At 60.4% G+C, this 21,090-nt stretch carries 16 protein-coding genes; 11 read left to right on the top strand and 5 right to left on the bottom strand.

All coding sequences use genetic code 11. The annotated features are described in order from the left end of the window. Window positions 1-101: 101 nt before the first annotated feature. The gene (locus tag AC3RLQ_RS30530) at window positions 102-584 is read left to right on the top strand and encodes a low molecular weight protein-tyrosine-phosphatase (RefSeq protein ID WP_493032758.1); all 483 of its coding nucleotides are present in this window, start codon (window positions 102-104) and stop codon (window positions 582-584) included. On the opposite strand, the gene AC3RLQ_RS30525 is transcribed toward AC3RLQ_RS30530, so the two are convergent. Beyond that, complete coding sequence (locus tag AC3RLQ_RS30525; protein WP_493032756.1) at window positions 570-2,171, bottom strand: NAD(P)/FAD-dependent oxidoreductase; 1,602 nt, start codon at window positions 2,169-2,171, stop codon at window positions 570-572. The two genes, AC3RLQ_RS30530 and AC3RLQ_RS30525, sit on opposite strands and share 15 nt — an antisense overlap. A 243-nt stretch (window positions 2,172-2,414) precedes the next feature. Between AC3RLQ_RS30525 and AC3RLQ_RS30520 the strand changes: the two genes are divergently transcribed. Next, on the top strand, window positions 2,415-5,564 hold the full coding sequence (locus tag AC3RLQ_RS30520; protein ID WP_493032754.1) for an autotransporter domain-containing protein: 3,150 nt from the start codon (window positions 2,415-2,417) through the stop codon (window positions 5,562-5,564). A 266-nt stretch (window positions 5,565-5,830) separates the two neighbouring features. On the opposite strand, the gene AC3RLQ_RS30515 is transcribed toward AC3RLQ_RS30520, so the two are convergent. The 4 genes from AC3RLQ_RS30515 to serS all read right to left on the bottom strand — a co-directional run bounded on the left by AC3RLQ_RS30515 (window position 5,831) and on the right by serS (window position 10,264). Continuing rightward, on the bottom strand, window positions 5,831-6,787 hold the full coding sequence (locus tag AC3RLQ_RS30515; RefSeq protein ID WP_493032752.1) for a hypothetical protein: 957 nt from the start codon (window positions 6,785-6,787) through the stop codon (window positions 5,831-5,833). 65 nt (window positions 6,788-6,852) lie between these two features. Next, window positions 6,853-8,004: an alpha/beta hydrolase fold domain-containing protein gene (locus AC3RLQ_RS30510; protein ID WP_493032750.1), complete on the bottom strand. Its 1,152-nt coding sequence runs from the start codon at window positions 8,002-8,004 to the stop codon at window positions 6,853-6,855. Window positions 8,005-8,048: 44 nt separating this feature from the next. Then, entirely contained in the window at window positions 8,049-8,987 is a 939-nt protein-coding gene (locus AC3RLQ_RS30505) for a S1 family peptidase (protein ID WP_493032748.1), read from the bottom strand. A 5-nt stretch (window positions 8,988-8,992) separates the two neighbouring features. After that, a complete protein-coding gene (gene serS, locus AC3RLQ_RS30500; protein ID WP_493032746.1) occupies window positions 8,993-10,264 on the bottom strand; it encodes a serine--tRNA ligase in 1,272 nt (423 codons plus the stop codon). Between the two features lie 87 nt (window positions 10,265-10,351). Here serS and AC3RLQ_RS30495 point away from each other — a divergent pair, with 87 nt between their 5' ends. From AC3RLQ_RS30495 to argS, 9 genes are all read left to right on the top strand, one after another. Next, window positions 10,352-11,521 (top strand): cysteine desulfurase family protein, encoded by a 1,170-nt coding sequence (locus AC3RLQ_RS30495; protein WP_493032744.1) that lies wholly within the window; start codon window positions 10,352-10,354, stop codon window positions 11,519-11,521. A 20-nt stretch (window positions 11,522-11,541) separates the two neighbouring features. Further along, a complete protein-coding gene (locus AC3RLQ_RS30490; protein WP_493032742.1) occupies window positions 11,542-12,000 on the top strand; it encodes a hypothetical protein in 459 nt (152 codons plus the stop codon). A 51-nt stretch (window positions 12,001-12,051) separates the two neighbouring features. After that, complete coding sequence (locus AC3RLQ_RS30485; RefSeq protein WP_461526460.1) at window positions 12,052-12,510, top strand: acyl-CoA thioesterase; 459 nt, start codon at window positions 12,052-12,054, stop codon at window positions 12,508-12,510. A gap of 261 nt (window positions 12,511-12,771) precedes the next feature. Beyond that, window positions 12,772-13,335: a hypothetical protein gene (locus AC3RLQ_RS30480; RefSeq protein WP_422320382.1), complete on the top strand. Its 564-nt coding sequence runs from the start codon at window positions 12,772-12,774 to the stop codon at window positions 13,333-13,335. A gap of 1 nt (window position 13,336) precedes the next feature. After that, the gene (locus tag AC3RLQ_RS30475) at window positions 13,337-14,029 is read left to right on the top strand and encodes an HAD family hydrolase (protein ID WP_493032739.1); all 693 of its coding nucleotides are present in this window, start codon (window positions 13,337-13,339) and stop codon (window positions 14,027-14,029) included. Window positions 14,030-14,035: 6 nt separating this feature from the next. Next, a complete protein-coding gene (locus AC3RLQ_RS30470; RefSeq protein ID WP_493032737.1) occupies window positions 14,036-14,962 on the top strand; it encodes a cation diffusion facilitator family transporter in 927 nt (308 codons plus the stop codon). After that, on the top strand, window positions 14,959-15,735 hold the full coding sequence (locus tag AC3RLQ_RS30465; RefSeq protein WP_493032735.1) for a biotin--[acetyl-CoA-carboxylase] ligase: 777 nt from the start codon (window positions 14,959-14,961) through the stop codon (window positions 15,733-15,735). The genes AC3RLQ_RS30470 and AC3RLQ_RS30465 overlap by 4 nt, the downstream gene beginning before the upstream one ends. Window positions 15,736-15,859: 124 nt before the next feature. After that, window positions 15,860-19,132 (top strand): WD40 repeat domain-containing serine/threonine protein kinase, encoded by a 3,273-nt coding sequence (locus tag AC3RLQ_RS30460; protein WP_493032733.1) that lies wholly within the window; start codon window positions 15,860-15,862, stop codon window positions 19,130-19,132. 68 nt (window positions 19,133-19,200) lie between these two features. After that, window positions 19,201-20,952, top strand: a complete 1,752-nt coding sequence (gene argS / locus AC3RLQ_RS30455) for an arginine--tRNA ligase (protein ID WP_493032731.1) — start codon at window positions 19,201-19,203, stop codon at window positions 20,950-20,952. Window positions 20,953-21,090: the final 138 nt, after the last annotated feature.

Raw genomic sequence — 21,090 nt, 5'->3', positions numbered from 1 at the left:
TTAACAGAAAAAGAAATCTTCTGCTGGGGGATGCCCGGCATCCCCTGAGGACAGGAGGCGGTTTTGTTTGTGAAACGCCTTTCGCTGGCCTAGCTCCCTCGATGGCCGCCCCTTATCGCCTCCTTTTTGTCTGCCTGGGCAACATCTGCCGCTCACCTGCGGCAGAGGGCGTCATGCGTGCTTTGATTGAATCTAAAGGATATGCTGATCGCGTCTCGATCCGTTCCGCCGGTACGGCCGGCTGGCATGCGGGCAAACTGCCCGATCAAAGAATGCGCACCGCAGCACAAAATCGGGGATATGATCTCAGCAGCCGTGCCCGGCAGGTCACGGAAAACGATTTGAGCGAGTACGACCTCGTCCTCGTCATGGACCGGCAAAACCTGCGCGACGTGCAGTCTTTTGACCGCACATCCCAGTTCAGTTCCAAAATCCGCCTTTTCTGCGAATTCTGCACCGACCATCAGGAAAGCGAAGTGCCGGATCCCTACTACGGCGGTGAGCAGGGCTTTGAACTCGTGCTGGATCTGCTCGAAGACGGCTGCCGAGGCGTGCTGGCGCACATCAGTTCAGCCCTCGCGTAAAATCGCCTCCGCCACACGCATGCCATCCGCAGCGGCGGAGATGATGCCACCGGCATAGCCCGCGCCTTCACCTGCTGGGTAAAAATGCTTCACGCCGGTGCATTGCAGCGACTGTGCATCTCGCGGGATGCGGGCGGGTGAGGAACTGCGAGTTTCCACGCCCGTGAGCACCGCTTCGTCCAGAGCAAAGCCGGGCAGGTTTTTGTCGATGCGCGGAATCGCCTCCTGAATCGTCTCAATCGTGTATTCGGGCAGCACCTCGCACAAATTGGACCACACCACGCCCGGTTCATAGGAAGGCAGGACCTTGCCGGGGCCGGTCGAGGCGCGTCCTGCGAGGAAATCGCCGAGCAGCTGCGCAGGGGCATGATAGTTGCCCCCGCCAAGCACAAAGGCGCGGCGCTCCAGATTGCGCTGAAATTCGATGCCGCTCAGTACATCGCCTGCCGGCATGTCTTCGGGCCGCACGTCCACCATGAAGCCGCTGTTGGCATTCGATTCTTCGCGGGCGTAGCTGCTCATACCGTTGGTCACGACCATTCCCGGCTCCGAGGTGGCCGCCACGACGAGTCCGCCGGGACACATGCAGAAACTGTAGGCCGCACGGCCCGTGCCGCAGTGAGCCACGAACTTGTAGGGCGCCGAACCCAGCCGTTTATCCCCGGCCCATTTGCCGTAGAGACTGCGGTCGATCAATTTCTGCGGATGCTCAATGCGCACTCCGATGGAGAACGGCTTGGCCTCAAATGGCACGCCATGCCGATGCAGCATGTAGAAGGTGTCACGTGAGCTGTGGCCAATGGCGAAGATGAAGCGTGAGCCTTCGATCGTTTCACCATCCGCGAGCGTCAACGCGCGCATCACACCGTCTTCGATCACCACATCTGCCACGCGAGCGCCAAAACGCACCTCGCCGCCCAGGGCGATGATTTCCTCACGCACATGCCGCACGACCTTGATGAGCCGGTCCGTGCCGATGTGCGGCCTGCTCTTGATCAAGATGTCCTCAGGGGCTCCTGCGGCCACCATTTCACGCAGCAGCCAGGGGATGCGGTGCTCGCGGTCCCGAATCTGTGTGTAGAGCTTGCCGTCCGAAAAGGTGCCTGCGCCGCCTTCACCAAACTGCACGTTGGATTCAGGATTGAAATCCCAGCCGCGCCGCCAGAAGCCGGTCACATCACGTGCGCGATCCCCGGCAGCCTTGCCACGCTCCAGCAGCAGCGGCTTGAGTCCAGCACGCGCGAGCAGCAGGCCACAGAACAGGCCGCAGGGCCCGGTACCGACGATCACCGGCCGCGCAGAGGCCGAACGTGCCACATTGTGCGCAACTTCCTGATAGATCTCCTCGGGAGCCGGGCCGATGCGCGGATTTTTGCCGATGCGCTTGAGCATGCGAGCCTCGTCTTTCACTTCGACCAGGAGCGTGAAGCTGAACTCCACATGCCCGCGCCGGGCATCAATCGCCCGCTGCTTCACTTTGACGCTGACGATGTCCTCATCGCGTGCGCCCAGCTGTTTCACCACTGCACGACGCAGATCATCTTCTTGATGATCGACGGGAAGGAGAACCTGGGAGAGCTGAAGCATGGGTGGCGGGAATTGGCGGCAGTGCCAATAGCCCACGTCAAAGCCATATCAACCCTGCTTCGTGTTCTCAGCCGCATGCGCGTGGCATCATCACACATTGCCTGCATGGCCGCGTAAATGAATCGAGGGGCCAGGGCTGGAGCGTGGATATATCAGTAGGGTTTCACCCCATTGTTGGCCAAGGGCGGCTGGCACGAAGCTTGATGCGTCAAAACGCAATTCACTCAAACCCAACCAACAAAGATGACCACACTCGACAAACACATCGCAATCCTAGCAGGAGCGCGCCCCTCGAAATGGCGGGCGGCCTGGTGCAGTCTTGGCCTCATGGCCGGGGGCATGCTGTTGCTGGAAGCACCGGCGCATGCGCAAAGCCTGGGAGCGGCATCGAACTTTTCCGTTCTGGGGGGCTCCACTGTCACCAACACAGGGCCCACCCTCCTGATTGGTGATCTGGGTGTGAGTCCGGGATCGGCGATCACAGGCTTCCCTCCAGGGGGCGTGACAGGGACGATTTATGTGGGGTCGGACGCGCCGGCGGTCAATGCACATGCGGACACGTTTACGGCCTATACCATCATCTCAGGGTTGGCGGTGAATCAATCCCTGGGGCAGGAGATGGGTGGATTGACCCTGACGCCGGGTGTGTATAACTTCACCAGCTCGGCCCAGCTCACGGGTCAGCTGATTCTCGACCCTCTGGGTAATTCGAACGCGGCTTTTTATTTCCAGATCGGAAGCACGCTGACAACAGCGGATTTCTCCTCTATCGCGGTCGTGGGGAACCTGCAGCTCGCGAACATCTACTGGCAGGTGGGCAGTTCGGCCACGCTGGGGATCGGATCGGCATTCGCAGGCAACATCCTGGCCTTGGAAAGCATCACGCTCACCACAGGTGCCAGCCTCTCAGGTGGCAGGGCGCTGGCGATCAACGGCGGTGTGACCCTGGACTCCAACAGCATCAACAATGGTGGGCTGGCGGGCGCGCCCATTGGCCTCAACGGCACTTACTGGAAGGGCGGCAACAGCAATCTGTGGTCGGAAATGAACTGGTCTCCAGACACCACCGGCGCAGTGGACCAGAACATCCCGGCCATGGGGGCAAACGTGATTTTCTCCGTGACGGGTGTGGTACCGCTCCGTCAGGACACCTTGCTTGGCGTGGACCAGAACATCGACAGTCTGGTCATCAATGACAGCGTGGCGGTGAGCATTTCTGGTGCGAACACGCTGACGATTTCGGGCACAGGACTGCTGGCTGGCATCCGGGTCAACAATGGTGCGGGATTGGTCACGATCGGGAGCAGTCTGGTCCTCGCGGGCACTTCCCAGACGATCAGTGTTAACAACCTTGCAGGGATGGTGATCAGCGGAGTGGTCGGCGGCACCATCGGTCTGACCAAGGACGGACTGACACAGCTCACGCTGACTGGTGAGAATGTTTATACGGGCCCCACAAACATCAATGCGGGCACCCTCCAGGTGGGCAATGGCCTTACGGGGTCCATTTTGGCAGGTTCGCTGGTCACGGTGGCCCCAGGGGCCAACTTGCTCATTGATCTGGTGAACGGCGGAGTGTGGAGCAATGCCGTCGTCAACAACGGCCAGATCCAATGGATCGCGCCAGGCAACAACGCCCAGGCGGCGACGAGCGTGATCAGCGGAACGGGCAGCATGCTGATCACCAGTCCGGGCAACACGGTTCTGCTCGGGACGAACACCTTCAGCGGCGGGACGACGATCAACACGCCAGGCAATGTTCTGGTGGGCAGTCCCTTTGCCAGCACTTCGACCGCCTTTGGCACCGGCACGCTGTACATTAAGCAGGGCAACGTGGACACGCTGGGCGGCCAGCTTCTGCAAATCAATGTCGGCGGTTATGTGCAAAGCGGCGGCCAGATCAGCATGCATCTGCAGGGCACCACTCCTGGCACCTACACGCAGTACAATGTGACGGGCACCGCCACACTGACAGGCGGCACGGTGTTTGTGTATGATGACAGCGGCCTGTATGTGCCCAATGGCGCATCGGCTGGCAACCCGACCGGCGACAGGCAGACGATCATCCAGACCACGGGCGGATTGACCGGCCAGTTCGCCTCCAACGCGCCCTTTTCGAGGTTCTACAACGCTCAGTTCAACCAGAACTTCTTATACCATCAAGGTGACACGCTGCTGTACCCGACTGTGACCTACGATGCCAACAATGCTTACATCACCTGGATCAAAGATCCGTACAATTCGGTGCCGGGCCTGACACCCAACCAGGCCGCTGCGGCCGGAGGCCTTGATGGTTTCCAATTTCTGAATCCAGGGAATGCTGCGGTCACCTACCTCAATGGACAGCCTGTTTCCCGGCTGCCGGGCCTCTATGACCAGATCGCGCCGGATGAAATGACCGCGATTTTTCAGATGGGTTTTCACGCGGCTGAAATTCAGGCGGCGAGCATCCAGCAGCATCTGCAGCAGGTGCGTGACGGTGCCCGTCGCGACAGCAGTGACCTGACGCGAAACACCATCGCATCTTCGGCGGATGGCAAAACAACTGCATCCACTGTCACCGAGCCCTACGAGCGACGCTGGAATTTCTTTGTCGAAGGCCTGGGTGGAAACGCCAATGTGAGCACGACCAGCAATGCGAGCGGTTACAACTTCAACACCATCGGCACCATGATGGGCGCCGACTACCTGCTGAACGACCACTTTGCCTTTGGTGGCATGGGCGGCTACACCCGGTCGAATGCCAGCCTTGTCAATGGAGGCAGCATTCAAGCCGACAGCTTCCGTGGGGCGGTGTACGCCACCCTGTTTGGCGGCGGCTTTTATCTCGATGGGCAGACCGGCCTGACCTACAGCTCCTATGACACCGACCGCTCCTCCCTGCTGGGCCGTGCGACCGGCAGCACGAATGGCGTGGCGTTCAACTCCATGATCAACGGCGGCTACGACCATCATATCGGCGACGCGACCGTAGGGTTGTTCTCCTCACTCGGCTACACACGGGTGAACTTTGACAACTTTACCGAAAGTGGCTCCCTGACTCCCCTGAGCTATCCCAAACAGTACCAGGAATCACTGCGCTCCAACCTCGGTGTCAGGGTCAGCTACTCGACGCAGGTGGGCCGCATGAGACTTACCCCGCAGGCGCGCGCTTCCTGGCAGCACGAGTTTCTCGACAGCATGCAATCCATCGATTCCAGCTTTGTCGCGGGTCCCGGCCCGATGTTCAGCGTGAATGGTCCAGCCATTGGCCGCGACAGCCTGCGGCTCAGCACCGGTGTGCACCTGCAGATCACTCCCACCGTGGGTGCCTACCTCTTCTACGGTGGCCAGTTCGGGCGCACGAACTACACCTCACACAATGTGACCCTGGGCGTGAACATCAGTTTCTAACACGCCTCTTCGGAGGATGTGAGCGAGTCGCTGCTGAAGCGCGCTCAGCTTAATATCTGTGCGCTGGCACCAAGCAGAATAAACACCTGCTTGGTGTCCAGATGTACGGGAGGCAACAACTTCATGTAAATGAAGCCAATGACAGCTACCGCCTTGAGGAGCCGGACAACCCTTTGCACCTGTCAGATGCTTTGATGTCAGCTGTCGCACTCGCGGCATGCCACTGATCTCCACGCCTCATGACTCATGCCAACAGCATCACAGCCCTACTTCGTGTTCGCCACCTTCTCCGGAGGAGGTGAGTACCAGCCGAAGACCTTGTCGCCATTGAACAGCTTGTGGTGCTCCGGCGTCATGCCGCCGTAGTCGGCGATGACTCCGGCCTGCTCCACCGTGCCGACGCGCAGATTGGCATACACGTCGCCTTCGTCGTAGAGCACATGCAGCGGATCGCGGCTGTTTAACTGAACGCCTTTGACCGGTTTGACGACGGTGAATCTCCAGGTGGTGTTGATGTGCTGGATGGAACCCAGTTCACGGTAGGTCAGAGCCTTTGGCACATTCTTGAGGTCATACTGCGCCACATTGTTGGCACGCCACGGATCATAGGCCGGGCTGCCCGGATTGGAGTAGTCTCCGGTCCAGAATCGCTGATACGGGGTGGGATCAGGCTGCGCGGCACGAATCGCCGCAGGAGATTGAGTGACTGGGAAATTGTGGATCACCGGCAGCGGATCGATGCGGTCCACAATTTTGCCCACGAGCGCGAACACATCACTCACTCTGCCATAGGTGAAGAACTGGTGGGAATCCATGAGCTCTGAGGTCGTGACACGGGTCTTCTTGACCGTCAGACGATGCTCATTGGCGTTGGAAAACAAATTGAAGCTCAGCAGGTAGTCGATGTCCTTGTCGAGCGCCGGTGTCTTGATGGGCGCATCCTTGGGCAGCACCAGAGTCTGAGTACCGTTCTTGGTCTCCTCGGTGGTCAGATTGAACACCCGCATCTGCCCGCGACGCAGCAAGTTGGTGCTGAGACTGTCCGCCAGCGCCCGGCCCAGATCGGGGCGGCGGGTGCCGTCCACCGTCACATCCTCGGCAAAGATCGCCACCTTGGGACGCTCGGCGCTTTTCACACTCCAGTCCCCTTCGGCGTGTATTTTGGCGGAGATGACCGTGCTCAGAAGAGCAGCCAAGGCGAAGGTAATTCGGTGCTTATACATGGCCTGTTGGAGTTCAGGCGATGTTAAAGGTTCAAAAATCGCTTGGGAAGCGAAATTTCGCCCCCTCAGGAGCGTGGGCCGGGGCGGTTCAAAAAGGCCTCATGCTCCGATTTTTCCAGCAGGCCATCGCCATTTTTATCCAGTAGTTGGAACAGCTGGGGCGGTCCGCTGAACTCCTCTTTGCTGACCTTGCCGTCCTTGTCCTTGTCGTCGCGCCCCGTGATGACCTCCCAGGGAATGCCGCGCCGCCCGCCGCTCTGAGGCATGCCTTTGCGTGGATCGCGTTCCATCATCGCCGTATCCGCAGTGCTTTCGGTGGTCAGGGCCTCGGTCTTTGCCGAGCTGCTTTTCAGCCGCTCGGCGAAGAACTGGCTGACCATGTCGTCGATGTTTTTGCTGGCAAAACCCGGTCCACCGTGTCCGGCACCGTGGATCGTGTGAAAATGCACGCTGACTTCCGACTGCTTGAGCGCATCAAACAAGAGCTGGCTCTGATTGATCGGCACGGTGGGATCCTTGTCGCCATGCACAATAAGAAAAGGGGGATCTTCCTTGGTGACGTAGGTGATCGGATTCACTCGCGCGGCCTTGTCTTTGCTTTGCATCACCGCACCGCCGATCAGTTTCGCTTCGGGTGAAGCATCGGTGGCATGACTCTCATATCCCGGTGTGGTGACGAACACGGTGAGGTCCGTCGGCCCATAGTAATCGCACACGGCTTGCACGCGGCTGGATTGATCCAGGTTGGCACCCACGTCGAACTCCTTCGCATTACCGCTGGTGCCGATCAGCGCCACCAGGTGCCCGCCTGCTGAACTGCCCCACACGCCGAAGCGCTGCGGGTCGAGCGAGTACTCCTTGGCATGCGCCCGCAGCCAGCGGATCGCGGCTTTGCAATCTTCAATCTGCGCCGGGAACACCGCGTGACCGCTCAGGCGGTAATTGATGCTGGCCACCGCATAACCCTGCGCGACGTAGCCAGCACGCAGCGGCGGGCAGCCATCCTTGCTGCCATTTTGCCAGCCGCCGCCGTGCACCCAGATGATGAGCGGCAGGGAGCCTTCGGCTTTCTCCGGCAGGTAGAGATCGAGCTTGTGACGCTCGTGCCCGCCTTCGACGTAAACGAGATCACGATGCGCCTTTACTCCCTCGATCTGCCCCTGTGCAGAAAGGACAAGACTCAGCGCAGCAAAGAAGGAGAAGGTGATGCATCTCATAGGCCTGATGAATGCACGGCCCCACTGAAAGTTGCGCCTCAGGCTCAAGGTTTTTTTACCAACGCCATCACTTCCACCGCGCCGATGGCCTGATGAAACACCATCTGGGTGCCCAGCTGATGGATGACGGTGGCCTCACTTTTCTTTTTCCGTGGCGGCAGTGCATCTTCGAGCACGGTCTGGATTTCCGACACATGACCCACCGCATTGCCAAACTGATCCATCAAGGCCGAGCCGCTTGATCCAGGCGCCCAGTCCGTCGTTGTCTCAAGCCACACAGGCTTGGGAGCCTCAGTACCTTCGGGCAGCTTGTCCGCCTCCTTTTTGGTCATGAACGAACGCTTCACAAAACGGCTCACGATGCCCTCGCTGAAATAGCCGCGCTTGCCGCTCGGGTCGCTGAAACACCACACGGAATCCCCCGGACTCACGTCCAAACTCAGCGGCAGCGGGGTGAGCGGCTGGGCGGACTTCACCCGAAGGATGGCGCAGTCGGTGCCAATATTGCAAGCAAGCACTTCTGTGACGGGCAGGATCACATCCTCCTCCGTGGCAGCGACCAGCCAGCCCTCTTTCATGTTGGGCGGCGGCGCGATCACATGCGCACAGGTGGCCACCGCGCCATCGGCCGTGATGGCATAGCCGCCCGACAGATCGAGGTGCCATTTGTCACACTTGGAACACAGGTACAACTGCCCCACACGAAGGTGTGACATGCGCGCACGCTGCCAGCGTTCGCGTGGACTGAGCGGCTTGGAATCAGCGGCTGGCAGGGTGATGTCGCACTGCGTGCGCTGCGCCTGTTCCAGAGCCTTCGTCATCGACAGCAGCTCGGAAGCTCCCTGCAGCTTTTTTGCCTGCTCCAACAGCACCGCATTGGGGCGCGCTCCACGCCCTTCAGCATAAACCGGCACACCCGGTGCCTGCGCACAGGCGATGCGGGCAGACACCAGCAGGAGCAGCAGGGCGCAGGCTTGTTTCATGAAGATCAGCCGATTTTCTCAGCACCGAAGTGACCGCGCAAAGCCTCAGGAATGAGGATCGTTCCATCCGCCTGCTGATACGTTTCCACGAGCGCCACAAACAAACGCGCCAGCGCCGTGCCGGAACCATTCAATGTGTGGGGGATGCGGTTTTTGCCGTTCTCATCCTTGTAGCGCAGGTTCATGCGACGGGCCTGGTAGTCACCAAAATTCGAGCAGCTCGACACTTCGAGATACGTCCCCTGCCCCGGCGCCCAGACTTCGATGTCATAGGTCTTGGCCGAGCCAAATCCAATGTCGCCCGTGCAGAGCTCGATCACGCGATAGTGCAGGCCGAGCAGTTGGAGCACCTTCTCCGCATTCGCGGTGAGGCTTTCCAGTTCGGCCATGCTTGTCTCCGGAGTGACGATCTTCACCAGCTCGACCTTGTCGAACTGATGCATGCGGATCAGCCCACGCGTGCCGAGACCCGCGCTGCCTGCCTCACGGCGGAAGCAGGGCGTGTAGGCCGCGTAATTCACCGGCAGTTTTTCCAAAGGCAGGATCTCATCGCGATGCAGATTCGTCACCGGCACCTCGGCGGTAGGAATGAGATAGAGATCGTCTGCAGCGCTGTGATAGACCTGATCGCCAAATTTAGGAAGCTGGCCGGTGCCGACGAGGCACTCCGACTTCACCAGCAGCGGCGGGCTGATTTCTTCGTAGCCATGCTGCGTGGTGTGCAGGTCCAGCAGGAAGCTGATCAAGGCGCGCTCCAGCCTGGCGCCAGCACCGCGATACACCACGAAGGCGCTGCCGGAGATCTTGGCCCCGGCTTCGAAATCGAGCATGCCGAGAGCCGCACCGAGCACGGTGTGGTCCTTCGGCTGGAAGTCATACGTGGGCTTCTCACCCCAGACCTTCACTTCAGGATTCTCCTCCGCCGTGCTGCCGACGGGGCAGGCTTCATGCGGCAGGTTCGGAATGCTGAGGAGCAAGTCGCGCTGGCGTGCGTCCGCCACATCGGCCTCACGGCCGATTTCTTCGATGCGACTGCCGATGCCACGCACCTCCGCCTCAATGGCACTGGTGTCCTGGCCGTTCTTTTTCGCGATGCCGATCTCTTTGCTGATGCGGTTGCGGTCACTCTGCAGCTTCTGCCGTTCCGTCTCTGCGGCGCGGCGCTGAGTGTCAATGGACTGCACCTCATCCACCAATGATGCGAAGTCGCCGCTGCGGTTGGCGAGGCGCTGTTTGACCTGATCTGGGTTGTCACGAATGAGGCGGATGTCGAGCATAAGGGCAGGGAGGTTAGCGGGAGTGGGCGTCTTGTCGAGTGCAGGAAGGGGTATTGACAGCGGGAATCGCAGTCCGACCTTCCGGCTGTGATCTACCTCGACGCCAACGCCACCACGCCGGTCGATCCAGCAGTGCTGGAAGCGATGCTGCCGTTCCTGCGCGAGCACTACGCCAACCCTTCCGCCAGCTATGCCGCCGGGCGCAGAGTGCGCCGCGCCATCGAGCAGGCGCGAGCCCAGGTGGCAGCCCTGCTCAATGCCAGCCCGGTGGAAATCACCTTCACCAGTGGCGGCACCGAATCCATCAATGCGGTGCATGCCTCCGTGCGCGCCCTGTGGCCGGAGAAGCCGGAACTCATCATCACCGGCACCGAGCACGCCGCAGTGATGGAGTCTGCCCGGCGCTGGCAGGCTCAGGGGGGCAAAGTCACCACAGCTCCCGTGCATCCTGACGGCCGAGTTGATCTGGATGCCTTGCGCGCGCTCGTTCGGCCAGGAGCCACCGCGCTTATCTCCATCATGTGGGCCAACAACGAGACCGGCGTGCTCGCCCCCATGCATGAAATCGTCGCATTGGCACACGCCGCTGGTGCGCTGGTGCATACGGATGCCGTGCAGGCGGCGGGAAAAATCCACCTCGATGTGCGGACGGCGCCGGTCGATTTTCTCAGCCTCAGCGGCCACAAAATGCATGCGCCGAAGGGCATTGGTGCGCTCTACATCAGCCAGCGTGTCCGCTTTGCACCGCTGCTCGTGGGCGGTGGTCAGGAAAGCGAACGGCGCGGCGGCACGGAGAATGTGCCCGGCATCATCGCCCTCGGCAAAGCCGCTGAACTCGCCGGCCAGCATCTCGCAGATGGCAACAAGGCCCGCCTCAAATGCATGCGCGACCGCTTCGAGCACCTCATCCACGCTGCACTGCCGGAGATGCGGATTCACGGCTGTCCGACGCACCGCCTGCACACCACCAGCTCCTTCTGCCTGCCTGAAATGGATGCCGCCGGGATGCTCATCCTGCTGGATCAGGCAGGCATCGCCTGCTCCGCCGGGTCCGCCTGCCATACCGGCGCGCTGCATGCCTCGCATGTGCTTGAGGCGATGGGTGTCAGCGCCCGTGATGCCGCGTGCACGCTGCGTTTTTCCTTCAGCCGCTTCAATACCAAGGCGGATGCCGAAACTGCAGCGCATGCTGTGATCGAGTCCGCCCACAAAATGCGCGAGGCGCAGGGGTGTGAGCTCGCCGTCATTTCTCACTAACCCGCCACCCAACCATCGTCATGAAATTCACCTGCATGCTTTTATTGCTGCTGCCTCTTGTACTACTCCCCGGCTGCGCGGCGGGAGGACTGAGCAGGGCCTTTGCCGGCCAATCGCTCACATTGAATTATGATGACTTCGGCCCCGAGCGCATGGCCGCGCCGTTTCTGGGGCCACGCGGCTCCCACACAGTCATCGTCGCGCATTATGGATTCAACGACCTCACTCCTTCAGGGCCTGAGGATGTTCGCTATGTGAATGTGCTGCAAAGCCTGAACTTTCTGCGGCAGGAAGTGCACAAGCTGCCGCTCACTGCGGCCAATGATCCCCTGCGCCAGCGCCTGCGCACTACTTATGCCCGGATCTACCCACTGCAGCTCCGGAAATACAACCTCGCGTTGAGCGGTTCCTTCATCCAACCGATCGGCGGAATGAATCGCAGGCTCATGCTCCCGGCACTTCCCCCTCCGGAGATTTGACGGCGATGAGTGTTTGAGAATCCGGCATCCAGCGACTAAGCATCCCGCCTCATGGCCCACCGTTTCACCTGCATCGAGCGCGTCCAGTTCTCTGACACCGACATGGCCGGCATCGTCCATTTCTCCAATTTCTTCCGCTACATGGAGCGCGTGGAGCATGCCTTCTTCCGCAGCCTCGGCTTCTCCATCGTCGACAAGCCGGTGGAAGGCGAAGAACGCGTTGGCTGGCCGCGCGTTCACGCCTCCTGCGACTACATGGCCCCGCTGCGTGTCGAGGAGGAGTTTCAATGCGAACTCCTCGTGGAAGAAGTCCGCAGCAAGGTCATCCGCCACTTCATCCGCTTTTGGAAACTGGACGGCACCCTCGCTGCCGAAGGCCGCATCACCGCCGCCTGCGTGCGCAAAGACCGCGAAACCGGCCAGATGAAGGCCGTCGTGATCCCCCAGCGCTTTCGCGACAAGATCGAAGCCGCGCCGCCTGAATTGCTGAAACGGCCGGACAGAAAGTAAACTCTTCATGAGCTTCTTGGCCTGCTCTAGTTTGCATAGGCTGACGGCTTATACTCGGCACTGCAAGCCTGGCTTTGGTCACGGCTTTTTTCGTTACCTCTATTCCAGAGGGAGAGAATTCTAGACTGTGCGCTGTCGCATTGCCCGCTCAAAGTCCCCTGACCATAAAAAGTGAACAAAGCCGTTGTGAGAGGCGTTCTCCAAAGGCAATTCATTGCTCACTCCCCAACTCTTGTGAACTCCCAACCCCGATCCAAAATCATGCAGCCCTGGCTCCTTTACGCTCTTCTCACCGTGCTCTCCTGGGGCGTCTATGGTGTCATTCTTCACGCGGCGCGCTCCAAGATGCCCATGGGTGCTGAAACCCCCAATGCCAGCCTGAAGGCATTTCTGTTTGTCTGCATCGCCTACGCTCTCATCGGCATCGTGACCGCGCTTGTGCTGAAGGCCCGGGGCACTAACTGGAGCTTCACCGGTGAAACCGGCAGCGGCATTCCCCTCAGCCTCATCGCGGGGATGGCAGGTGCTCTGGGTGCCCTCACATTGGTCCTCGCCCTCGGCGCTGCCGCCACTCCCATCATCAAGGGCGGCGGTGGCTTCGGTGTGGCCGCTGCGGCGGCTGTCATGCCCATTGTCTTCGGCGGCGCACCAGTGATCAACACCCTCACCGCCATGCTGCTCCATCGTCCGGAAAAGGCCATTCCACCGCAGTTCATCATCGGCTGCGTGCTGGCTGTCGTAGGCGCTGTCATGGTGGCCAAATACGCACCGTCCAACACCGGCGCTGCAGCACATCCTCCTGCCTCAGCCTCCAAGCCACACTGAGATGGCACGCCTGCTTCTTTTCGACATCGACGGCACGCTGATCGACAGCAATGGCGCGGGCGGCGCGGCGATTCTCGACGCCGCCGAAGAACACTTCGGCATTCAGCGCGAACATTTCCCGCCGCTTCAGCTCGCCGGGTCCACCGACCCAGCGATTGCCATGGATGTGTTCGGCCACTTGAGCCGCCAGCACACGCCTGAGGAAGTCATCGCGTTTCTTGACCGCTATCTCTCCCACCTTCAGCGCCGCCTCCAAGCGCCGGACTTCAGCGGCTACACCCTGCCCGGTGTGACGCAACTGCTGGAAGCCCTGCGCAGCGAAAGCGAAGCGCACCTGGGTCTGCTCACTGGCAACGTTCGTCGCGGCGCGGTGATCAAGCTCTCGCGCCACGGCATCTACGAGCATTTCCTCGAAGGCGGCTTCGGCAGTGATCATCATGACCGCAACCAGCTCGGCCCCGTGGCGCTGCAGCGCATGCAGGATGCCACCGGCACGACCTACCACATCGACGATGTGATCGTCATCGGTGACACACCGAAGGACATCCGCTGTGCCGAAGCCTTTGGCGCCAAGTGCCTGGCCGTCGCTACGGGTCAGTATTCCTACGCTGAATTGAGCGCCCTGAATCCCTGGCGCTGCGTCGAATCGTTTGCCGATGTGCCCGCCATCGTCGAGCTGCTGCTGCGTGACTGATCTCTCATGAGCAACACCTCCGACGCCACGCGCGCCATGCGGCTCTCTCTCGCCGTGGGGTTTCTCATGCTTGTGCTCAAAATGGGGGCGTATGTGCTCACCGGCTCTGCGGCAATCCTGGGCGATGCAGCGGAGTCCGTCGTGCATGTCGCGGCAGTGATGTTCGCGACCTTCAGCCTCGGTGTGCTGCACAAGCCGGCCGATGCCGACCACCCCTACGGCCACAGCAAGATCGCGTTTTTTTCCGCCGGGATCGAAGGCGGGCTGATCATCCTTGCCGCCTTGTTCATCATTTACGAATCGGTGCGCCGCCTCCTGCTGCACCTGCCACCCGCCAATCTGGACCAGGGCCTGGCGCTGACCGCACTGACGATCGGCATCAATGCAGTACTCGGCACATACCTTATCCGCACAGGGAAAAAACAAGGCTCCCTGATTCTTGAATCCAATGGCAAACACGTCTTCACCGATGTGTGGACCAGCCTGGGTGCCATCGTAGGCCTCGGCCTCGTCGCCTTGACCGGCTGGCACAGCTGGGATTCGATCTGCGGCCTCCTCATGGCCGCCAACATCATCTGGACTGGCTACGGCCTCATGCGGCAGAGCGTTGGCGGCCTCATGGACAGCGCCGATCCGAAACTGAACGCCATCCTCGACGCCGCGCTGCGCCGCGAAACTGAAAAACACGGCCTGAAGTTTCACGCCCTGCGCCATCGTGATGCCGGGGAAATGCACTACGTCGAAGTTCATTTGCTCTTTGCCGATGACATCATGCTGCGCGACGCCCACCGCATCGCCACCCAAATTGAAACCGCCGTGCAGGACAGCGTGGCCAATCCGGTGCTGATCACCACGCATCTCGAATGTCAGGGTGACCATGATGAACTGCATCAGCATGGCGAGGCCAGCGATCCTCACAGCATCCGTGCATGATCCCGCTTGATGCCAGCGCCTTGAACGATCCTGCCCTGCCGTGGCACGTCACGGTGCTGGATGAAGTGGGCTCCACCAGCGACTGGCTCAAACAAAACGCCGCCACTCTCCCGGTCGGCGCCGTGGTCTTCACCGAATCACAAACCGCAGGCCGGGGTCGGCGTGACAACCGCTGGATCGCCCCACGTGGCAGGGATTTGATGTTCTCGTTGCTGCTGAAGCCTTTGGCTCCCATGGAATCGTGGCCCCGCGTCACCACCCTGGCCGCGCTTGCCATCTGCAAAGCCATCGAGGCCGAACTGCCGTTGCAACCGCGCATCAAATGGCCCAACGATGTTTATTTGAGCGACCGCAAAGTCAGCGGCCTGCTGGCGGAGACTGTCTCCACGCGTGATGAAATGCGCATCGTCCTGGGCATCGGCTTGAACGTGAACGCGCGCGACTTTCCGCCTGAGATCCACGCCACGTCATTGCTGCGGGAGCTCGCCAGCCCCGTGGTGAGCGAACTCGACCGCAATACTCTAGCCCACCGCCTCCTGAGCTCTTTGCACACCGAGTTTGCCCGCATCGAAGATGATTTCCCCGCGGCCATTGCCGAGGTTCGTCAGCGCAGCTGGCTTTCCGGCAGGCAGATCCGCTGCCGCGCTGAAGGCCGTGAGGTGCATGGCCGTGTCGTTGATTTGAATGAGGAGGGCCACCTCATGCTTGCGCTTCCAGATGGCAGCACACTGACGCTCACCAGCGCGGAAGAAATCCGCGATGTGAGAATGTGACGAATTTCAGCTGAATTGGCTCGGTATCGGCTACCTAAGTAGAGCAACCTGTCACACACTCTCAGCTTGAGCTTTTTCCTGAATGAGGTTTAGGATGCATCTGGCCGTCCACGACTATCTCTGCATGAGCGAAGAAACTGAATCCCCCATCACTCCTGAAGAAAAGCCTGCGGAGGAATCCCCCTTCCCCACACTGGAGGAAATGGCGGCGCTGCTGCCGCAATATGAGTTTCACGGCATTCTCGGCGTCGGCGGCATGGGGGCGGTTTATCTCGCCAGACAGGCGGCGCTGGACCGCTGGGTGGCCATCAAGCTTCTGCCGGAATCCGCCTCTCAGAATGAGGAGGATGCACGCCGTTTCATCACGGAGGCACGCTCCATGGCCCGGCTCTCGCATGTGCACATCGCGGCTGTGTATGATTTCGGCCAGACCACACAGGGGCACCTCTATCTGGTGATGGAGTATGTGAATGGCATGGACCTGCACCGCCTTATTCATCGCGATGAAGTCACGCCAGAGCGCATCCGCAGCCTTTTGCCACAGCTGTGTGACGCTCTTGCCTACGCCCACAGTCACCACATCATTCACCGCGACATCAAACCCGCCAACATCCTCGTCACCGATGACTGGCAGGCAAAGATCGTCGATTTCGGCCTCGCACACGACAAGGACACTGATGCAGCCGGCGAGGCCGAGTACGGCACCCCTGACTACGTGGCTCCCGAACGCCTGCAGAGTGGTGCCACCGTGGATCACCGCGCTGACATCTACGCACTGGGTGTGGTCATCCATGAAATGTTCACCAAGCTGACACCTGGTGCGGCTGGAGTTATGGCAGGCCAGGGCGTGCCAGCGGCTTACGCCAGCGTCGTGAGCCGCTGCATGATGGCGGACCCCGCCCGCCGTTTTCAGAACTGCGGTGAAATCAAAACCTTCCTCCAGGCTGCAGCCACGGCAGCCTCCGCTCCGGCAGCGTCTGTGCATCGTGCACCGCCGCCGCAACTTCAGGCGCGGGTACGTCCGCAAGGGTCTGTCCACACGCTACCAAAACAAAAATCCTATGGATGGCTCTGGGCTGCCGCCTGCATGGCTCTGCTTAGCGCTGGCGGCTGGTTCATCCAGCAGCAGAACAAGCCTGACACCTCTGCCCAGCCAAAACCAGATGCGAAGGTCACAACAACGAGCGAGACGGACGCAAAGAAAGACGCGGCAGCTCCCGCCCCCACGCCGAATGCGGCCACAGCTCCTGCGCCCGCCATCATCAGCAATGCGCCTGCCGGGCCGTTCAAACCCGAGACCGGAGACTTTGCCCTCCTCAGGCGTCTCAAAGGTCACAAAGAAATCGTCTTTTCCTGTGGCATCCTGCCCGACCAGCGGCGTGCCATTTCCGGTGGCCAGGATGACACGCTGATGCTCTGGGATGTGGCCACGGGTGCTGAACTGAGACGCTTCCCCTCCCCCGTCGGCGATATTAATGGCATCGAACTGGCAGCTGATGGCAGGCGCGTCCTGGTCTATTCATTGCGCTCACATCAAGTCGCCATCTTCGACCTCGAAAAGAGTAGAACCATCGCCAGCATCAAAGCCCCTGCCAACAGGCTGACTTATGCCACGTGGGCCGCCGATCAAAAAGGCGTCTACCTGCTCTGCAATGACGCCAGCGGCGGCGTCTATCACTGGGACCCGTCGAAAGGTGCCGTGCTGCAGCAGTTCTCCGAATGGCCGCGCGCGGCTTATCACCTCTTTCAGCTGCCCACGACGAAGCCTGACGAGGCATCTCAGCTTCTCGTGGTTGGCAGCACCATGAAGCCGAATCCAAACCAAGGCCCAGGCTCCACTCAAAGCATCATCATGGACAAGCCCTTTGCGGCGCTGTTCTCCGCGCCAGACCATCGCCACATCCGCGATCTGCCGGGCTACACCAATATTCGCAACCGCCTTGCCCTCTCCCCGGACGGCAGCACGATCGTCGGTGGTCTCGGCCCTCTCTACCTGCTTGATGTTCCAGCGCTCACCCCGCGTTTCCTCATCAATCCCCCTGCCAGCCTCAGCTGCTCCGGCGCGGCTTGGGCGGGAGCCGGCCGACTCCTTGTCTGCGCCTACTCTAATGGCAGTCTTCTCATCCGCGAAGCCGACACCGGAGCTGAACTGGCCAGCCTCGACATCGGCATGCGCGCCAACACGATCCGCCTCTCCCAGGATGAGGGCTGGATGGTAGTCACCGGGTTCCCGATCGACATGAAAAATCCGCAGCCGGATGACTTCGATGCGCTCGTCATCCGCCTCCCGGATTTGAACAGACTCGGCACAAACAAAAGCTTCCTCTCCCTGGCCACGCGTCAGATTGCCCGTCTGGAAAAATTCGACCCGGAACTCGTAGCGTTGCGTGCTCAGTCAGCTCCGCCCGACTCGATCGTCAACGATGCGCAGTTCCACGCCCAGATCCGCGACCTCACCAGCAAATACGGTGCCGCCTTGCTTCGCTCCGCCGCCGCTGCTTCCCCCAAAGACCAGTTAGCCATGCGCGCTGAGGCGAATGCCATCGCCGCCGGACAGCCCGTGCCCGATCCCTCCACCGACGCCGCGACTTCGGGTGATCACAAACGTTTTCGTGGCATCTACCGCCAGCAGATCGATCAGCTTGAGAAGCGCCGCATGGAATCAGCTGACGCCATGCGCCAGAATCTCGAAAACGGTGTTAAAAACCTCGCCTCCAAGCGCCAGCAGGAGGGAGACCGTCTTGGCTCCGCCCGCTGTGATGCATTGCTCGCCAGCCTGCCCCCACCAAAGCCTCTCAACAATGTAACTTCTTCCGGCACTCCGACTCTAGCCGCGGTGGCAGCCCCATCTCCGGTCACCGCTCCCCCGGCGCCCCCCGCTGCTCCAATGCCGATCAATACGGCGGCTCCCAAAGTCCCTTTCGCGACCGGTGTCAAAATCGAAGTCATGATCGGTCGTCCCGCCAAAACCGAGGGCGGTGACTTTGACGACGAAATGCAGGTGATCAATCCGCGTGTCAAATTCACCAATACTTCGACCGCTCAGGCCTACGATGGCTACACGGTGAGTTTCATCCTTCTCGGCGAAAGCACGGTGGACATGAAAGTCGCCAAAGTCCTGCAGCGGGAGGATTTTCCGGTGTCCATCCCCATCCGCCAGGTGTTTGAAAACAAGCTGCCGAGTGTCACCACTCAGTTTGACACCACTGGTGCTGTGTTTGGTTTCAAGTATCAAGGCTGGATCGTCCAGGTCATGGATCCGAATGGTGCGATCGTCCTGACCAAATCCACCTCGTCGGCATTTGAGAAACTGGCGGAAAAGGTCAAACTGATGAAGGCCGACGAGTGCTACGACAAGAAGCTCACGAGTGTCTCAGACCCCGATAGACGTTTTTAGACCGGACGGCAATCAACGGTGTTCGTGATTGAACTGCCCGTCACCTCATACTATGAGGCAGGCCACCCATGTTTCGCGCCCTCCTCACGTCCCGTCTCCAGGCAGCCTTCACCGCCGCCGGCATTGATCTGCCTGAAGGTTTCACCCCCGGCGTCGTCATCGCATCCGACACACGCTTTGGCGACTACCAGAGCAATGCGGCGATGATCCTGGCCAAGCAGCTCAAGACAAATCCACGTGCTCTGGCGGAACAAATCAAGGCGGCGCTCCAGGTTGAGGACCTGTGCGAAAAAATCACCGTGGACGGCCCGGGCTTTCTGAACCTCACCCTCAGCCCTGCCGCGCTGGCCCAGAGGCTCTCCGTCATTGTCAAAGACGACCACGTCGGCGTCCCCCAAGTGGAAAAAGCCAAGACCATCGTGGTCGATTTCTCCGCGCCCAACATCGCCAAGCCGATGCACGTGGGCCACATCCGCAGCACCTTCATCGGCGATTCCCTGGCCCGCGTGGCCCGCTTCATTGGTCACAAGGTCATCACCGACAATCACGTCGGCGACTGGGGCACACAGTTCGGCATGATCATCCACGGCTGGAAGACGCAGCTTGATCAATCCAGGCTCAAGGCGGACCCGATTCATGAACTCGTCAGCGTTTACAAAGCAGTGAACGCCGCCGCGAAAGCGGATGAAGCCGTGCTCGAAACCTGCAAAGCTGAACTCGTGAAGCTGCAGCAGGGCGATGCCGAAAACCTCGGCATCTGGAAGGAGTGCGTGCGCCTCACACTCGAACAGCTCGAAAAAGTTTACGGCGCGCTCGACATCAAGTTCGACTATTACCTCGGCGAGAGCTTCTACAATGACGCCCTGGCCCCGCTGGTGGCAGAGATGCTCAATCAAGGCATCGCCACGATCAGTGAAGGTGCCACCGTGGTCTTCAGCGACGGCAGCGTGAAGCCCGAGAACGACCCCTTCCTGATCCGCGACAAAGACGAGTGGAAGCCCGCCCCCTGCATCATCCGCAAGGGTGACGGCGGCTTCCTCTACGCCACCACCGATCTCGCCACCATCGACTACCGCGTGAAGGAATGGCAGGCAGACGAAATCTGGTACGTCGTCGGAGCTCCGCAGCAGCTGCACTTCCGCCAGGTCTTCGCTGCCGCCCAACGTCGTGGCATCACCACGAAAATGATTCACATCGCCTTCGGCAGCATCCTCGGACCCGACGGCAAGATGTTCAAAACCCGCAGCGGCGAAACCGTCGGCCTCCTCGAAGTCATCGACGAAGCCATCGAGCGCGCGCGCGCCGCTGCCGATGAAAAAGAGCAGGGCCTGAGCGACGCCGAAAAAGACGAGATCGCCCGCATCATCGGCGGCGGTGCCGTTAAATACGCCGAACTGAGCCAGAACCGCCTCACCGATTACAAGTTCAGCTGGGACAAAATGCTTTCCCTGCAAGGCAACACCGCGCCCTACCTCATCAACGCCTACGTCCGCACGCGCAGCATCTTCCGCAAGCTCGATGGTGAAGTCACACTCACCGATGATCTCGCCATTACCGAGCCCGCCGAACGCGCCCTCGCGATGAAGCTCGCTCAGTTCGCTGAAAACGCCCACGACATCCTCGACGATCACCGCCCGAACCTGCTCGCAAATTACCTCTATGAGCTGGCGTCTGCCTACCATGCCTTCTTCGAAGCATGCAATGTGCTGCGTGCCGAAGGCACTGTCCGCAACACGCGCCTGACACTTTGCGAAGCCACTGGCCGTGTGTTGAAGACTGGTCTCGGCCTGCTGGGCATCCAGACGACGGAGCGGATGTGATCAGGCAGATCGCGCATCATCAACCGTGTACGTGAGAAAAAAATCCAGCCCGGGGTCCGCTCTCAGGAGGAGGTGGGTGGCTGGCCCAAACTGACGGAATAAGGAATCGCTGGCACGCCCCTCATTCGTCATTCATCA

The sequence above is a fragment of the Prosthecobacter sp. GW821-HT29F12 genome, from assembly GCF_058803405.1.
Note: the sequence above shows the minus strand (reverse complement) of the source record. Positions and strands in the feature narration are given on the sequence as shown.

Bases quoted from the DNA above. Each gene is read 5' to 3' on its own strand.
- AC3RLQ_RS30530 (WP_493032758.1), top strand. From the start codon at position 102: ATGGCCGCCCCTTATCGCCTCCTTTTTGTCTGCCTGGGCAACATCTGC.
- AC3RLQ_RS30505 (WP_493032748.1), bottom strand. From the start codon at position 8,987: ATGAAACAAGCCTGCGCCCTGCTGCTCCTGCTGGTGTCTGCCCGCATC.
- AC3RLQ_RS30520 (WP_493032754.1), top strand. From the start codon at position 2,415: ATGACCACACTCGACAAACACATCGCAATCCTAGCAGGAGCGCGCCCC.
- AC3RLQ_RS30490 (WP_493032742.1), top strand. From the start codon at position 11,542: ATGAAATTCACCTGCATGCTTTTATTGCTGCTGCCTCTTGTACTACTC.
- AC3RLQ_RS30465 (WP_493032735.1), top strand. From the start codon at position 14,959: ATGATCCCGCTTGATGCCAGCGCCTTGAACGATCCTGCCCTGCCGTGG.
- AC3RLQ_RS30510 (WP_493032750.1), bottom strand. From the start codon at position 8,004: ATGAGATGCATCACCTTCTCCTTCTTTGCTGCGCTGAGTCTTGTCCTT.
- AC3RLQ_RS30470 (WP_493032737.1), top strand. From the start codon at position 14,036: ATGAGCAACACCTCCGACGCCACGCGCGCCATGCGGCTCTCTCTCGCC.
- argS (WP_493032731.1), top strand. From the start codon at position 19,201: ATGTTTCGCGCCCTCCTCACGTCCCGTCTCCAGGCAGCCTTCACCGCC.
- AC3RLQ_RS30525 (WP_493032756.1), bottom strand. From the start codon at position 2,171: ATGCTTCAGCTCTCCCAGGTTCTCCTTCCCGTCGATCATCAAGAAGAT.
- serS (WP_493032746.1), bottom strand. From the start codon at position 10,264: ATGCTCGACATCCGCCTCATTCGTGACAACCCAGATCAGGTCAAACAG.
- AC3RLQ_RS30460 (WP_493032733.1), top strand. From the start codon at position 15,860: ATGAGCGAAGAAACTGAATCCCCCATCACTCCTGAAGAAAAGCCTGCG.
- AC3RLQ_RS30515 (WP_493032752.1), bottom strand. From the start codon at position 6,787: ATGTATAAGCACCGAATTACCTTCGCCTTGGCTGCTCTTCTGAGCACG.
- AC3RLQ_RS30485 (WP_461526460.1), top strand. From the start codon at position 12,052: ATGGCCCACCGTTTCACCTGCATCGAGCGCGTCCAGTTCTCTGACACC.
- AC3RLQ_RS30480 (WP_422320382.1), top strand. From the start codon at position 12,772: ATGCAGCCCTGGCTCCTTTACGCTCTTCTCACCGTGCTCTCCTGGGGC.
- AC3RLQ_RS30475 (WP_493032739.1), top strand. From the start codon at position 13,337: ATGGCACGCCTGCTTCTTTTCGACATCGACGGCACGCTGATCGACAGC.